Source organism: Geodermatophilus sp. SYSU D00779, from assembly GCF_054050595.1.
This window is the reverse complement of the sequence record NZ_JBJGZQ010000021.1, coordinates 60097-74882: the sequence shown is the minus strand read 5'-3', so window position 1 is coordinate 74882 and position 14786 is coordinate 60097. Positions and strand designations below refer to the sequence as shown.

Sequence of the window (14786 nt, the reverse complement as noted above, 5' to 3'; positions counted from 1 at the left end):
GGGCGCGGGGTGGGACCGCGCCCGGTGGTGCCGCGGCCGGTGCCTGGGGGACTCCCGGTCCCTCCTCACACCTCGACCACGATCTCGCCGCCGGACTCGTGCACCGGGTAGACGCGGATCGGCGCGGCCCCGGACGTCGAGGCGCCGTCGGTCCACCGGTAGGCGTAGAGGTGCAGCGGGCAGACCAGCACGTCGACGTCGGTCTGCCCGTCGGCGAGCGGGCCCCCGGCGTGCGGGCAGGCGGCCTGGGTGGCGTGCAGCGAGCCGTCCCGGAGCCGGAAGACGGCGACCTGCACGCCCCCGGCCACGAACGCCCGCCCCTCCCCCGGCGGCACCTCGTCGACCCGCCCGACGGCGTACGCCGTGCCGCGTGGCGGTGCCGCGGGGCCCGGGCCGCGCACGTCGGTCGCGGGGCTGCCGGGGTCGGTGCCCGGGGTGGTGGGCCGGGCGGCCTCGAGGTGCCTCAACCGCGTCGTGGCGCTCATCGGACCGGCACCGCCGGCAGCGCGACCAGCGGCAGCGAGGTGCGGAACTGCCCGGGTGTGGCCGGCTCCTTCCCGTCCTGCCCCCACGGGTCGGTGTAGGCGTCGACCGACTTCTGCATGTTCGCGTCCAGGTCGGCCACGATCCCCTCGCTGTCCTCGAGCAGCACCGACCGGATCCGCTCCAGGCCGACCCGCGGCACGAAGTCGTAGGTGCGCTCCAGCCAGTTGGCGTTCTCCCGGTAGTACTGCAGGAACCGGCCGGTGAGCCGGAGCACCTCCTGCGGCGAGTCGACGGTGGCCAGCAGGTCGCCCTTGCGGACGGTGGCCCCGGCGGCGCCGCCGACGTAGACCTCCCACCTCCCGTCGCCGACCGCCACCACGCCGACGTCCTTGACGTAGGCCTCGGCGCAGTTGCGCGGGCAGCCGACCACGGCGAGCTTCATCTTCGCCGGGCTCTCGATGCCCTGGAACCGCGTCTCCAGGTCGATGCCCAGCTGCGTGGAGTCACCGAGGCCGAAGCGGCAGAAGTCGCTGCCGACGCAGGTCTTCACGGTGCGGAAGCTCTTGCCGTAGGCGTACCCGGAGGGCATGCCCAGGTCGTCCCACACCGCCGGCAGGTCCTCCTTGCGGACACCGAGCAGGTCGATGCGCTGACCGCCGGTCACCTTGACCATCGGGACCTCGTACTTCTCGGCCACCTCGGCGATCCGGCGCAGCTGGGCCGGCGTGGTCACCCCACCCTTCATCTGCGGGACGACGGAGAAGGTGCCGTCGCGCTGGATGTTGGCGTGCACGCGGTCGTTGATGAACTCGCCGTCCTTCTCGGGGACGAAGTCCACGCCCCACACCATCTTGAGCAGCGAGGTCAGCCCCATCTTGGACCTCGCGTCCTCCTTGCCGCCGGGGGCGAGCGCGGCGAAGACCGCCGACACGCTGCGCAGGTCCTGCTCGCGGATGGCGGCCACCAGCTCCGGCTTGGCCATCGGGATCCCCGGCACGTAGTACGAGGCGGCCGGGTCCTCGGCGAGGTCGCCGTCGGCGGCCCACTCGACGATCTGCTTGACGAGGGACTTGCACGAGCCGCAGCCCTTGCCGGCGCGGGTGGCGTCCATGACCGCGCCGACGCTGCCGCAGCCGCCGGCGACGGCACCGCAGATGTCGCCCTTGGACACCCCGTTGCAGTTGCACACCTGCGAGTCGGCCGGCATCTCGGCGACGCCGACCTCCGCGGCGCCGTCGGAGAGGTCCACGAGCAGCCGGATCCGCTCCTCCGGCAGCGGCGCGCCGCGGTCGAAGGCCTGGGTCAGGTAGGCGACCTTGCGGGTGTCGCCGAGCAGCGTGGCGCCGATCAGCCGGTCGTCGCGGATCACCACCGACAGGTGCACCCCGCGCCTGGGCTCGGAGATGACGAGGAACTCGTCGTCCTCCCGCTCGGGGGTGTTGACCCCCATGGTGGCGACGTCGACGCCGGCCACCTTGAGCTTGGTCGCCGTCCGGCTGCCGTGGTACTCCGCGTCCGGGTCGGCGCCGGTGAGGACGTCGGCGAGCACGCGGGCGTGCTCCCACGCCGGCTGCACCAGGCCGTACACCGAGCCGCGGTGCTGGGCGCACTCGCCGATGGCGTAGACGTCGGGGTCGTCGGTGCGCAGCTGGTCGTCGACGACGATGCCGCGCTCGACCTCCAACCCGGAGCGCAGCGCGACGTCGGTGTGCGGCCGGACGCCGGCGGCGACGACGAGCAGGTCGCAGTCCAGCCGCCGTCCGTCCTTGAGCACGACACCCTCGACGTGCTCGGCACCGAGCACCTCGGTGGCCAGGACGTCGAGGTGGACGCCGATCCCCAGCGACTCGACGCTCTTCCTGAGGATCGCGCCGGCCTCGGCGTCGAGCTGGGCGTTCATCAGCCACGGCATGGCGTGCACCAGCTCGACCTGCAGGCCGTGGCCCTGCAGCGCGCGGGCGGCCTCGAGTCCGAGCAGCCCGCCGCCCATGACCGCCGCGCGCCGGCAGCGGCCGGTGGCCTCCAGCAGAGCGCGGGTCTCGTCGATGGTGCGGAACCCGAAGACGCCGGGCAGCAGGCTGCCGTCCTCACGGCGGACGCCGGCCATCGGCGGGATGAACGAGTAGCTGCCGGTGGCCAGCACCAGGTGGTCGTAGGGGGTGACCGAGCCGTCGGCGCCGAGGACGGTCTTGGCGGCGGTGTCGATGCGCTCGGCCCGGATCCCGGCGCGCAGGTGCACGCCGTTGTCGGCGTACCAGTCGTGGCTGTTGAGGACGATGTCGTCCTCGTGCGACTCCCCGGCCAGCACCGGCGAGAGCATGATCCGGTTGTAGTTGCCGTGCGGCTCGTCGCCGAGGACGGTGATGCGGAACTGCTCGCCGCCGCCGCGCTCGAGCACCTCCTCGACCAGCCGGGCACCGGCCATGCCGTTGCCCACCACGACCAGCCGCGCGCGGGGGTCGAGCTCGTCGTCGAGGGAGAGGGACGTCAGGCCGGTCGGCCGGCCACCCAGGACGGTCATCAGACCTCCACCAGCCCGAGGTCGACGACCAGCTCACCGGTGACGCCGATGGGCGCGGCCGCCTGCAGCTCGACGACCGTGCCGCCGGGCAGGTCCTCGACGACCCGCAGCGGGACGTGCACGTCGCCCTTGGCGCCGATGGGGAACCAGCGCACCGGCACCCCGTCGCGGACCAGCAGCACGTACACCAGGTGCTCGGTGGAGTTGCCGCCGCGGAAGTAGAGCGCCTGGGCGGTGGCGCCCGAGGGCACCGTGTAGCGCAGCGCCGGGTCGACCGGACCGGGCTTGTCCAGGCCCTCGCCCGTGATCGGGTACACGCCTTGCAGGAACCGTGGGGTGCTCTTCACGCGGGGGGTCCTCCTCGGGACGGGGCGGGACGGCGGGAGCGGGGTGCGCGCCGCGGGCTGTTCGTGGGGACGGGGCTCGGGCTGGCCGGCGGCGTCGGGGGCGGGCAGCCGCTCGACCGGGCCGGCGACGCGGGTGACGGCGACCGCGCAGACCTTGAAGGCCGGCATCCCCGACGTGGGGTCCAGCGCCGGGTCGGTGAGCGCGTTGGCCGACGAGCCGCCGCCCCAGTGGAAGGGCGCGAAGACGACGTCGGGACGGATGTCGTCGGTCAGGTGCGCCGAGAAGCGGGCCCGGCCGCGACGGGTGGCCAGCTCGACGACGTCGTCCGGGCCGATGCCCAGGCGGCGGGCGAGGTCGGGGTGCAGCTCGGCGCGCGGCAGCGGCGCGACCAGCTGCAGGCTCCTGGTCCGCCGGGTCTGGGTGCCCGACTGGTACTGCGCCAGCACCCGGCCGGTGGTGAGCACGTAGGGGTGGTCGGCGTCGGGCCGCTCGTGCGCCTCGACGTGCTCGACGCGCAGGAAGCGGGCCCGCCCGTCGGGGGTGGGGAACCGGTCGAGGAACAGCCGCGGCGTGCCCGGGTGGTCCGGCGCGGGGCAGGGCCAGAACACGCCCTGCTCCTCGTCGATGCGCCGGTAGCTGATGCCGGAGTAGTCGGCCGCTCCCCCGGCGCTGGCCCGGCCGAGCTCGGCGAAGACCGTCTCGGCGTCCCCGCTGAACCCCGGCGCCCCCAGGCGCTCGGCCAGCTCGGCGAGCAGCTGCAGGTCGTCGCGGACGCCGTCGGGCGGGTCCAGCGCGCGCCGGCGGCGGAGGACCCGCCCCTCGACGTTGGTCATCGTGCCGTCCTCCTCGGCCCACATGGCACTGGGCAGCACGACGTCGGCGAGCTCGGCGGTCTCGGAGAGGAAGAAGTCGCTGACCGCGAGGAAGTCCAGGTCGGCGAGGCGGCTGATCACCCGGCGGGCGTCCGGGGCGGAGACCGCGACGTTGGAGGCGAGCACCAGCAGGGTGCGCACGCCGCCGTCGGTGCCGAGGGCGTCGAGCAGCTCGAAGGCCGACGGCCCCGGCTGCGGCAGGTCGTCGGGGTCGACGCCCCAGACCGCGGCGACGTGCGCGCGGGCGGCCGGGTCGGCGAGCCGGCGGTAGCCGGGCAGCTGATCGGCCTTCTGCCCGTGCTCGCGGCCGCCCTGCCCGTTGCCCTGTCCGGTGACGGTGGCCCAGCCGCTGCCCTCGCGGCCGGGCAGGCCGAGGGCCAGCGCCAGGTTGATCCACGCCTGGGCGGTGTCGGTGCCGCTGCGGTGCTGCTCCGCGCCGCGGGCGGTCAGCACGATCGCCCGCTCCGCGCGGGCGAGGGCGAAGACGGTGCGGCGCTGGTCGGCGACGGGGACCCCGGTCAGCCGCTCCACCCGGTCGGGCCAGTAGGCCCCGACCCCCTCCCGGACCTGCTCGAACCCGGTGGTGCGCGCCGCCACGTACGCCTCGTCGACCAGGCCCTCGGCGATCGCGATGTGCAGCAGCCCGTTGGCCAGGGCCAGGTCGGTGCCCGGCAGCGGCTGCAGGTGCAGTGCGGCGTTCCGGGCGGTCGCCGTCCGGCGGGGGTCCACCACGACGTGCTGCGCGCCGCGGGCCCGGCCCTCGTCGAACCACTGCATCGCCGGGGGCATGGTGTCGGCCGGGTTGGACCCCACCAGGACGACGACGTCGGCCTGGGCGATGTCGGACAGCGGGAACGGCATGCCGCGGTCGAGACCGAAGGCGCGGTTGGCCGCTCCCGCGGCGGAGGACATGCAGAACCGGCCGTTGTAGTCGATGGCGCTCGTCCGCAGCGCGACCCGGGCGAACTTGCCGAACTGGTAGGCCTGCTCGTTGGTCAGCCCGCCGCCGCCGAAGCAGCCGACGGCGTCGCGGCCGTGCGCGGCCTGGGTCCGCTCGATCGCGGCGACGACCCGGTCCAGCGCCTCGTCCCACGTGGCCTCGACCAGCGGGCTGCTGCGGTCGCCCGGGACGGCGCGCACCAGGGGGCGGGTCAGCCGCTCGGGGTGGTCGAGCAGCTCGGGCGCCGACCAGCCCTTGGAGCACAGGCCGCCGCGGTTGGTCGGGAAGTCGGCCGGCTGCAGCGTCGCCGGGCGGTCCCCGGCGGTCATCGTGACCCCGCACTGCAGGGAGCAGTAGGGGCAGTGGGTCTGCGTCGTCCGGGTGCGCGGGCCGGCCCCGGCGAGCACTCCGGGCAGGGCGGTCGCGGTCACGTCGACGAGGTTCGACGGTGCCGGTTTCCCGGCGACGGCATCGGCGTCAAGCCTGCGTTCCGTCGACCTCACGCCGTCCCGGCGGCGACTGTTAGGCCACGCCTACGCTGGCCGGGTGGCCGACCGCGTGATCACCGTGCACCTCGGCGCCCCGTCGGTCCGCCCCGCCGAGCAGCGCGACGTGCCCCGGATCGCCGCCACCCTCACCCTCGTGCAGGCCACGTCGCGCTGGGCCCGCTGGGCGCTGCCGGAGGACGGCCGGGTGCAGCGGCTGACCCGGCTCGCCGAGCTCGACGCCGGCCACCGCGCGGTCTCCACCGGCACCGGCTGGGTCACCGAGGACGTCACCGCCGTCGCCGCGTGGCACGCCCCCGAGGAGGCGCCGGGCACCCGGCCGCTGCCCGACGACGTCCGTGCCGCGCTGGCCACCGAGCTGCCGCACGTGCACGGCTCCCGATGGGACGCCGTCCGCCGGACCCGCGAGCTGGTCGACGCCGCCCGCCCGGCCGGACCGCACTGGTGGCTGGCCCACCTGGGCACCCGGCCCAGCAGCCGACGGCACGGCTACGGGACGGCGCTGCTGCAGCCGGCGCTCGAGCGCTGCGACGCGGACGGCCTGCCCGCCGCCGCCGTCGTCTCGACCTGGGCCGCCGTCCGGTTCCTGCGGCGGCTCGGCTTCGACGTCGACCAGGCGATGGAGAGCTCCGACGGCACGCTGCCCCTCTGGCTGCTGGTGCGCCCGCCGCGGGACTGACCGCTGCCGGCAGGAGCGGGTGAGGGTGTCCCTCCCCCGCTGTCACGCGGTCACGGCCTGCCCGCGGCGTCCCGGTCGGGCCCCGGAGCTGGGAGCACCACCGGGCGGGTCTCACGGGACGACCGCCACCCGTCGGTCTCGATGGGTGCTGACGCTCCGTGCGTGGTGAACCGCTCGTGCCTGCTCTGCCATCCTGCATCTCCGACCCGCTGCTCGAGCAGTTCCTCGCGCAGCCGCCGCATGTCGATGACCGTCCGCTGGGCTGTCGCGGACCCCGCATCGACGATGCGGTGGTCTTCGACGAGCTCGTCGGGACGCCGGCTTCGGCGCCGGCTACGAGCGGTTGCCGGACCTGTTGTCCCCGCTGACGTTCCCAGCCCCGTTCCCGGCGTCGTCCCGGGTCGACTGCTCGCGGACTTCCTTGAGCGCGTTGAGCGCAGAGACCATCGCTGTAGCCGCCATGGCGATGACGACCAGGAAAGCGCCGATGAGCACCCAGCGTTCCACGTCGAGCCGGAAGCCTGACGCCGACATGATGACGGCCGCGAGCAGCAGGATGAGCGCCACGAGAGCACCGACGACCAGGGACCAGAGGATGGTCGGTTTCATGATGTGCCCTTCCAGGAGGAACGGGTGAGGGATGCGCGGTCGAGCGTCCTGTTCGGTACTACGGCGGCGCTGGTCGGGTGTGCAGGCTCTCCTCGGGGGCGTGCCTGATCGCACGTGCGCGCCCCGGGTGTCGGGCGGGTGCAAGCGGAACGAGTGCCGACCATGATCCTTCCAAAGGTCCGGGACCCTCGCTTCGGGGCCGTCCAGTGGTCACCGCAAGGGGATCGGCCTGCGACACCCGGGTCGAGCCGCTTCGCCCTCGCACCGCGGTGTCCGGTGCCCGACTGGCACGACACCGATCCCGCGGAACGGTCCGCCGCCCCACTGGGCCAGAACCGGCAGCTCACGGCCCAGAACAGGTCGCCGCGACTCGATAACGTGCAACGCATGCCCATCAGACTCGAGAACGTCGGCATCGCCGTCCGCGACCTCGACGCGGCGATTGCCTTCTTCACCGACCTCGGGCTGACCGTCCTCGGCCGTGACACGGTCAGTGGAGAGTGGGCCGACACCGCTGTCGGCCTCGACGGCAACCACGCGAACATCGCCATGCTCCAGACGCCGGACGGCAACGGGCGTCTCGAGCTCTTCGAGTACATCCACCCCGACGCGATCGAGACGCAGCCCACCCGGCCCAACGAGATCGGCATGCACCGCGTCGCCTTCTCGGTCGACGACATCGACGAGGCCCTCGAGATCGCCGCGAGGCACGGCTGCCACCCACTGCGCGGCGTGGCGACCTACGGGGACGCCTACAAGCTCACCTATGTCCGCGGCCCCAGCGGCATCATCGTGATGCTCGCCGAGGCGCTGGACAAGAGCTGACCGCGGGTCGATCCGGCAGAGAGCACGGTGGTGTCCGGCCAGTCGGTCACCGTGCCTCCCCGACCCCGGGACCACCGCGCGGGTCCGGGCGTACGTGCAGGAACGGGCGCACGGTCCCGGGACGGGGGTGTGCCACCGCCGACGCCCCGATGCGTCGCTCGATGAGCGATCCCCTACGGGATGCTCCGTGCCGGTCCGGTTGGCCGGGGGCAGCCGTAGCCGGTCGCCGACGGAATCCCGACACGACCCGGCGGGCTGTACCGGAACGAGGGCGATACGACCGGACTCGAGCCCTGCGAGGATCGTCGGGTGCGACTCGAGCAGACGTTCGCCTGGCGAGGACGTCGAGTGCGATGGGATGCCTGGGGCGATGGTCCGCCGGTGGTGTTCTGCCACGGCACCCCGTGGTCCTCGGCGCTCTGGCGCCCGTTCGCCGATGCGCTGAGCTCCCGGTTCCGGGTCCACCTGTGGGACATGCCCGGCTACGGGCAGTCCTCGATGGAGGCCGAGCACCGCGTCTCGCTCGACGTGCAAGGTGAGCTGCTGTCCGACCTCATCGGCTACTGGGGACTGGACCGGCCACACCTCATCGCCCACGACTACGGCGGGGCCGTGGCACTGCGCGCACACCTGCTCCACGGCGCGCTCTACGGCTCCCTGGCCCTGGTCGACGTCGTGGCGCTCGCGCCGTGGGGCTCGGAGTTCTTCCGCCTGGTTCGCGACAACGCCGGGGTCTTCGCCGCCTTGCCGGCCGCTGTGCACGAGGGCGTGGTGCGCGCGTACATCGAGGGAGCCAGCCATCGCGGCCTCGACGAGCGCCGGACGCGGATGCTGGTCGAGCCGTGGCGCGGATCGCTGGGCCAGGCCGCGTTCTATCGGCAGATCGCTCAGGCTGACCAGACCTACACCGACGAGGTCCAGCCGCTGTACGGCTCACTGGCGCTACCGGTACTGGTGGCCTGGGGCGTCGAGGACACCTGGATCCCGGTCGACAGGGCTCATGCCCTGGCCGAGGCGATACCCGGGGCTCGCCTGCAGCTCGTCCCGGATGCAGGGCATCTGGTCCAGGTGGACGCTCCCGAGAGTCTTGCCACCGTCCTGCATGGTTGGCTCGTCGAGCAGCAACAGCGCCGGGCCTGAGCGAGGCCACGCCGTTTCCCGCAACCGGATCCCCTGCGGGACAGGCGACCAGGCCGCGCGACCTTCGCCGTAGCGGGTTCGTCCACTGGGACGCCGACGTGTCCCGCACGTCGGTCGGCTACCAGGGACCCCGGCCCTCCCCGACCGATGAAGTCCGTGCAGCGACGAAGTCGTAGTGCTGGTAGCCGCACCCAGCGGCGCACCACGATCAGGAGGAACGAGGCAGCATGGCTGCGTTCTCGACCACCCGGTACGGCGACCGCGCCGGGTACGAGGCGCCTGCACGAGCTGTCCGCGATGCGTGAGCCACGTCCCCGCAAGGCTGAGGGAGCGGGAATCGAGGTCTCACCCCCGACGATCACCCCTGTCCTCGTGGCGGAGTTGCTCGTCGAGGGCGAGCGGATGCCGGTCTACGTGCACGTCATCGACCATCCGGACGCGCGCGTGCTTGTCGACACCGGCATGACGCGGCTGCACCCGGCGGTGGCCGACATGGATCCACGGCTGATCCCACTGAGCACGCAGGCCGACTTCGACCTGGCCAGCATCGACGTCGTCATCAACACGCACCTGCACTTCGACCACTGCGGCGGCAACCACCTCTTCACCGACAGGCCGATCCACGTCCAACGCCGGGAGCTCGACGACGCGCGCAGCCAGGACGACTACACGATCCGCGAGTGGGTCGAGGCGCCCGGAGCGCGGTACGTATCCGTCGACGGCGCGGTCGAGCTGCTGCCGGGGCTCCGGCTCGTCCCGGCGCCAGGCCACACGGGAGGCTCGCAGGTAGTCGTCGTCGAGACCGGCGGGCGTCCGGTCGTCGTCGGCGGCGACATGGCGGTCTTCTCCGGCGAGCTCGACGAGCCGTGCACCGAAGGCCAGCGGCTGGTGCGCGCGCTCGACCCCGAGCTGGTCTGGCTCTCGCACGAGCACGAGCCGTGGCGGCCGCAGGTTGACCGGCAAGTCTGATCCGAGGGAGCCAGACAGGCCGTCCGGTGGACGATCCCCTGCGGGACGCCGGCCAGCTGCTCCCCTGCCGGCCGCTACCGCGTCGGTAGCCGTTCGGCTCACCCAACGCCGACCGCGGCACGGGGCTGGTCCAGTTGGGCTGCGGCGACCTGCAGGTGGGTCAGGACGCTGGTGAGCACGGGGTCGGCCTGGCTGCCGGCGCGCACGGCGGCGAAGACGTGGCGCGCAGGGGGCGCTCCCGCGACCGGGCGCAGCACCAGTCCCGGGCGGTGGTGCTGGGCGAGGCGGGGGATGAGAGCGACGCCGGCGCCGGCGGCCACCAGGGCGGCAACGGCGGCCCAGTCGTCGACGGGGTGGCGGATCTCCGGGGTGAAGCCGGCCGCTGCGCACACCGAGCGGGTCACCGCGCCGCAGCAGCTGGCCGCTCGCCCGACCACCCACGCCTCCGTGGCCAGCTCCACCAGTCGCACCCGTTCGGCGGCAGCAGCGGGATGGCCCGCGGGCAGGGCCAGGTCGAGGACGTCGACCAGCAACGGGGTGCGCCGGTAGCGGGGGTCGGTGCGTGGTGGAGCGGCGGCGAAGTCCACGGCGACGGCCACGTCGACCTCCCCGGCGTCCAAGCGGGTGAACAGCTCCGGGGGCTCGGCCTCGACCACGGCCACGGCCAGGTCGGGGCGTGCGGCGCGCAGGCCGGCCAGGGCTGCGGGCAGCAGTCCGGACACGGCGCTCGAGAAGGCGCCGACGGTGACGGCGCCGCGCTGGCCGTGCCCGTAGGCGGCCAGGTCGGTGCGGGCGCGTTCGAGTTGGGCGGCGATGGCGTCGGCGTGCTGGAGCAGGAGCCGCGCCTGGCCGGTGAGCACCACTCGGCGCCCGCGGCGTTCCAGCAGCGGCACGCCGGCCTCGCGGGCCAGAGCGGCGATCTGCTGGGAGACCGCCGAGGGGGTCAGGTGCATGGCCGCTGCCGTGGCCGCCACGGTCCCGCGACGGCTCAGCTCGCGCAGCACCCGCAGCCGACGCAAGTCGATCGTGTAGAGCCCGCTGGACGGTTCCATCCACGAACCATAGATGGACTTAAGGCTGCGACCTCCGTGACGCTGCTATGACCACCCGGCCGCACGACCGGGGCCTCGAGGAGGGACAGCGGTGCACGACACGTGGCAAGCGGTGGAGGACTCCGGTCGGGGCGAGCCGGTGAGCGGGTTCGTGCTGCTGCACGGCTGGCAGAACCGCCGTCCGGCCGGGCACTGGCAGCACTGGCTGGACGGGCACCTGAGCGCGCGAGGCCACCTGGTGCGCTACCCGCAGCTCCCCGACCCTGACGAGCCGGACCTCGGTGCGTGGCTGGAGCAGCTGACCGCCGAGCTGGAGCACCTGCGCAGCACCGGCGGCTCGCAGGAGGTCGCGGAGACGGTCGTGGTCTGCCACAGCCTGGCCTGCGCGTTGTGGCTGCATGCGGTCGACTCGGAGAGCTACGGGGCGCCGGTGGACCGGGTCCTGCTCGTCGCGCCGCCTTCTCCCCGGTTGATCACCGAGCACCCCGAGATCGCCGCGTTCGTCCCCCCGTCCATCACGTCCGAGCAGCTGGCTGCCGCGGCACCGCGCGGCACCAGGCTCGTCGCCGCCGACGACGATCCCTACTGCTCAGAAGGCGTCAGCGCTGCGTACGGACTGCTCCGGATCGACACCGACATCGTCCCCGGCGGAGCCCACCTGGACCTCGACGCCGGATACGGCCCCTGGCCAGACGCTCTGGCCTGGTGCCTGGACCCCCGCACCCGCTTCTCCCCTCGCCGGACCGTCTGAGGTCCCGCTGACCCCGGCGCTCGACCTCGTCGCCGCCTGGCACCTGTTCGACGTGGGCCCACGCCAGGCCCTGCGGGCCGACTCGGGCAGCGGCGCCCTGGAGTGGGCGCGCGGTGCGGCATGGGCACTCGAGCAGGCCCTCGGCGTGGGCTGGTACCACGTCGACAGCAACCCGGCGATGAGCTCGACGGGCCTGCGGACACTCGAGCGACTCGTCGTGCACCCCCGGCGATGCCGTGAGACCTCCTCCGCCTCGCCCGATCACGGCGGCTGCGGTGGCTCCACACCCGTGACCGGGTGCGTCAGGATCCGCGGAGGATTTCCTCCCGGGGGTCGTCGATCTGACGCGGGGTCGTTCGTACAGGGGGTGAGCGGCCGGTACCGTGCCGGCCGCCGGACCCGAGGAGATCCCCATGCCGCAGTACCTGCTCAGCCTGATCCAGCCCGACGGCCCGATGCCGGCGCCGGAGGTCCTCGGCCCGATCATGCGCGACGTCGCCGCGGTGACCGAGCGGATGCGTGCCGCCGGCGCCTGGGTCTTCTCCGCCGGCCTGCACCCTGCGGAGACCGCGACCGTGGTGCGGCCCGCGGGCGGGGACGTCCTGGTGACCGACGGCCCCTACGTGGAGGCCAAGGAGCACGTCGGTGGCTTCACCATCGTGGAGGCCGAGGACCTCGACGCCGCGCTGGCCTGGGGCCGCGAGGTCGCCCGGGCGACGACCCTGCCGGTGGAGGTCCGCCCGATCGCCAACGGGGGCGTCTGACGCGGTGCCCGACGTCGGCACGCCTGACGTGGAGGCGGTCTTCCGCGAGTCCTACGGGCGCGCGGTCGCCGTCCTCACCCGCCTCCTCGGCGACATCGACGCCGCCGAGGAGGCGGTGCAGGACGCCTTCCTGACCGCTCTGCAGCGCTGGCCGGTGGACGGCGTGCCGCCCAGCCCCGCCGGCTGGATCGTCACCACCGCCCGCAACCGGGCCATCGACCGGCTGCGGCGCGAGTCCACCCGCACCGACCGGTACCGGGCCGCCGCGCTGCTCGCCGACCCCGGCCCACCGCCCGAGGAGGGCGCCGTGCGCGACGACCGGCTGCGCATGCTGTTCACCTGCTGCCACCCCGCCCTGGCCCCCGCCGCCCGCGTCGCGCTGACGCTGCGGCTGGTGGGCGGGCTGTCCACCGCGGAGATCGCGCACGCGTTCCTCGTCCCCGAGGCGACGATGGCCCAGCGGCTGGTGCGGGCCAAGAGCAAGATCCGCGATGCCCGCATCCCCTACCGGGTGCCGACCGAGGCCGACCTGCCCGACCGGCTGTCCGGCGTCCTGGCGGTCGTCTACCTCGTGTACTCCGAGGGGCACACGGCGTCGGCGGGCGAGGGACTGGTGCGCACCGACCTGTGCGCGGAGGCGGTCCGGTTGGCCCGGCAGCTGGCCGAGCTCATGCCCGACGAGCCGGAGGTGCTCGGCCTGCTGGCGCTGGTCCTGCTGAGCGAGTCGCGCCGGGCGGCCCGGGTGGCGCCCGACGGGTCGCTGGTGCCGCTGCCGGAGCAGGACCGCTCCCGCTGGGACGCCGCGCTCATCGCGGAGGGGCAGGAGCTGGTGCGCCGCTGCCTGCGCCGCGGCGCCCCCGGGCCGTACCAGGTGCAGGCGGCGATCCAGGCGGTGCACAGCGACGCCGCGTCCGCGGAGGAGACCGACTGGGCGCAGGTGCTCGCGCTGTACGACCACCTGATGGCCCTGGCGCCGAGCCCGGTGGTGGCGCTCAACCGCGCGGTCGCGGTGGCCGAGGTGCACGGTCCGGCGGTGGCGCTGGCGCTGCTCGACGGCCTCGACCTGCCGCGCTCGCACCTGCTGCCCGCCGTCCGGGCCGACCTGCTGCGCCGGCTGGGCCGCACCGCCGAGGCCGTCGCGGCCTACGACGCGGCCCTCGGGCTGGCCGGCAACGCGACCGAGCGCGCCTTCCTGGAGCGGCGGCGGGCCGAGGTCGTGGGCGCAGGCTGAGCCACGGCCGCCGGCTGCCTCCCCGCCACGGCCACCGGTTGCGCCCCGACAGTCAGCCCCTGCCCACAGGAGGGGGCAGGGGCTGAGCGCACGGTGGAGGCCGTGCCCCGGTCAGTCCCAGCGACGACGGGAGCGCTTCAGCTCGCCGCGCTGCTTCTTGGCCTGGATGCGGCGCTCCTGCGACCCGCGCGTGGGCTTCGTGCGCCGACGCGCGGGGGGCGGCGGGGCCAGCGCCGCACGCAGGACGGCGGCCAGCCGCTCCCGGGCGGCCTGCCGGTTGCGCAGCTGCTGACGGTGCTCGCTGGCGGCCACGGTCAGGACGCCGTCCACCAGCCGGCCGGCCAGGCGTGCGGCCAGCCGCTCCCGCTGGACGCCGGTCAGCCCGGGCAGCTCCAGCGGCGCGACCGACAGCTCCACCCGCGAGTCGGCGGTGTTCACGCCCTGCCCGCCCGGTCCCGACGAGCGGGAGAACCGCCAGTGCTGCGCGGCCGCGGGCACGACGAGGGAGCCCGTGACCGGGAGGTCCCCGGAGGCGTCGTCGGTGGTCGGCACGCGGCCAGTGTCGCCGAGGGACCTCAGGCGGCGGCGGGCACCGGGTCGGGGCCACCCGCCGCGCCGGGCCGGCAGCGCACCAGCCGGCGCAGCGTCAGCCAGCTGCCCCGCGCGGCGCCGTGCTGCTCCAGCGCCCCGACGGCGTAAGCCGAGCAGGTCGGCTCGAAGCGGCAGCACGGCGGTCGCCGGGGGCTGACCTCGCGCTGGTAGACCCGGACGGCGGCCACCAGCCGGTCCCGCACCCGGGTCCCGCGTCGCCCGGTGCCGGCGGCGTGCACGTGCCGCACCGTCGTCGGCACGAGGAACAGGCCGTCGACGCCGCAGCCGATCGCGTTGGCCAGGCAGCAGCCGGTGTTGAGGAACAGCAGGTCGCGCAGGCACGAGCCGTCCCGGTCGTAGCCGCGGCGCGGCCCGTAGCCGTACGCGCGGCCGTACCCGTACGGCGTGCCGTGGCGGTACCCCGGTCCGCGCCGCCGCCGGCGCGGGGCCCACCCGCTGCTCCAGATGAAGACCATGGGCCGATCCTGGGGGTGCCCGACCG

14 protein-coding genes are annotated in these 14786 nt (G+C 74.4%); 7 read left to right on the top strand and 7 right to left on the bottom strand.

The genetic code is table 11. From position 1 onward, the window contains the following. Window positions 1–65: 65 nt before the first annotated feature. From ACI79G_RS17115 to ACI79G_RS17105, 3 genes are read right to left on the bottom strand one after another with little or no spacing between them, the layout of a single operon-like run. The gene (locus ACI79G_RS17115) at window positions 66–485 is read right to left on the bottom strand and encodes a Rieske (2Fe-2S) protein (protein ID WP_456882318.1); all 420 of its coding nucleotides are present in this window, start codon (window positions 483–485) and stop codon (window positions 66–68) included. Next, the gene (gene nirB / locus ACI79G_RS17110) at window positions 482–3007 is read right to left on the bottom strand and encodes a nitrite reductase large subunit NirB (RefSeq protein WP_456882317.1); all 2526 of its coding nucleotides are present in this window, start codon (window positions 3005–3007) and stop codon (window positions 482–484) included. The genes ACI79G_RS17115 and nirB overlap by 4 nt, the downstream gene beginning before the upstream one ends. Next, window positions 3007–5598 (bottom strand): molybdopterin oxidoreductase family protein, encoded by a 2592-nt coding sequence (locus ACI79G_RS17105; RefSeq protein ID WP_456882316.1) that lies wholly within the window; start codon window positions 5596–5598, stop codon window positions 3007–3009. The genes nirB and ACI79G_RS17105 overlap by 1 nt, the downstream gene beginning before the upstream one ends. 115 nt (window positions 5599–5713) lie before the next feature. On the opposite strand from ACI79G_RS17105, the gene ACI79G_RS17100 reads away from it, so the two are divergent. Beyond that, window positions 5714–6352 carry a GNAT family N-acetyltransferase gene (locus ACI79G_RS17100; RefSeq protein WP_456882315.1) on the top strand — a complete coding sequence of 213 codons (639 nt, stop codon included), beginning with the start codon at window positions 5714–5716 and terminating at the stop codon, window positions 6350–6352. A 333-nt stretch (window positions 6353–6685) separates the two neighbouring features. Here ACI79G_RS17100 and ACI79G_RS17095 read toward each other — a convergent pair whose 3' ends face one another. Further along, entirely contained in the window at window positions 6686–6961 is a 276-nt protein-coding gene (locus ACI79G_RS17095) for a hypothetical protein (protein ID WP_456882314.1), read from the bottom strand. A 387-nt stretch (window positions 6962–7348) separates the two neighbouring features. Here ACI79G_RS17095 and ACI79G_RS17090 point away from each other — a divergent pair, with 387 nt between their 5' ends. The 3 genes from ACI79G_RS17090 (at window position 7349) to ACI79G_RS17080 (ending at window position 9895) form a co-directional block, all read left to right on the top strand. Further along, the gene (locus tag ACI79G_RS17090) at window positions 7349–7786 is read left to right on the top strand and encodes a VOC family protein (RefSeq protein ID WP_456882313.1); all 438 of its coding nucleotides are present in this window, start codon (window positions 7349–7351) and stop codon (window positions 7784–7786) included. A gap of 309 nt (window positions 7787–8095) precedes the next feature. Further along, complete coding sequence (locus ACI79G_RS17085) at window positions 8096–8926, top strand: alpha/beta fold hydrolase (protein ID WP_456882312.1); 831 nt, start codon at window positions 8096–8098, stop codon at window positions 8924–8926. A 372-nt stretch (window positions 8927–9298) separates the two neighbouring features. After that, complete coding sequence (locus ACI79G_RS17080; protein ID WP_456882311.1) at window positions 9299–9895, top strand: MBL fold metallo-hydrolase; 597 nt, start codon at window positions 9299–9301, stop codon at window positions 9893–9895. A 98-nt stretch (window positions 9896–9993) separates the two neighbouring features. On the opposite strand, the gene ACI79G_RS17075 is transcribed toward ACI79G_RS17080, so the two are convergent. After that, complete coding sequence (locus tag ACI79G_RS17075; RefSeq protein ID WP_456882310.1) at window positions 9994–10947, bottom strand: LysR family transcriptional regulator; 954 nt, start codon at window positions 10945–10947, stop codon at window positions 9994–9996. Window positions 10948–11038: 91 nt separating this feature from the next. On the opposite strand from ACI79G_RS17075, the gene ACI79G_RS17070 reads away from it, so the two are divergent. The 3 genes from ACI79G_RS17070 (at window position 11039) to ACI79G_RS17060 (ending at window position 13693) form a co-directional block, all read left to right on the top strand. Then, entirely contained in the window at window positions 11039–11698 is a 660-nt protein-coding gene (locus ACI79G_RS17070; RefSeq protein WP_456882309.1) for an RBBP9/YdeN family alpha/beta hydrolase, read from the top strand. A gap of 413 nt (window positions 11699–12111) precedes the next feature. Next, window positions 12112–12462 (top strand): YciI family protein, encoded by a 351-nt coding sequence (locus ACI79G_RS17065; RefSeq protein ID WP_456882308.1) that lies wholly within the window; start codon window positions 12112–12114, stop codon window positions 12460–12462. Window positions 12463–12466: 4 nt separating this feature from the next. Beyond that, complete coding sequence (locus ACI79G_RS17060; protein WP_456882307.1) at window positions 12467–13693, top strand: RNA polymerase sigma factor; 1227 nt, start codon at window positions 12467–12469, stop codon at window positions 13691–13693. Window positions 13694–13804: 111 nt separating this feature from the next. Here ACI79G_RS17060 and arfB read toward each other — a convergent pair whose 3' ends face one another. Further along, window positions 13805–14245 carry an alternative ribosome rescue aminoacyl-tRNA hydrolase ArfB gene (arfB, locus tag ACI79G_RS17055; RefSeq protein ID WP_456882306.1) on the bottom strand — a complete coding sequence of 147 codons (441 nt, stop codon included), beginning with the start codon at window positions 14243–14245 and terminating at the stop codon, window positions 13805–13807. Window positions 14246–14268: 23 nt separating this feature from the next. After that, a complete protein-coding gene (gene yidD / locus ACI79G_RS17050; protein WP_456882305.1) occupies window positions 14269–14760 on the bottom strand; it encodes a membrane protein insertion efficiency factor YidD in 492 nt (163 codons plus the stop codon). Window positions 14761–14786: the final 26 nt, after the last annotated feature.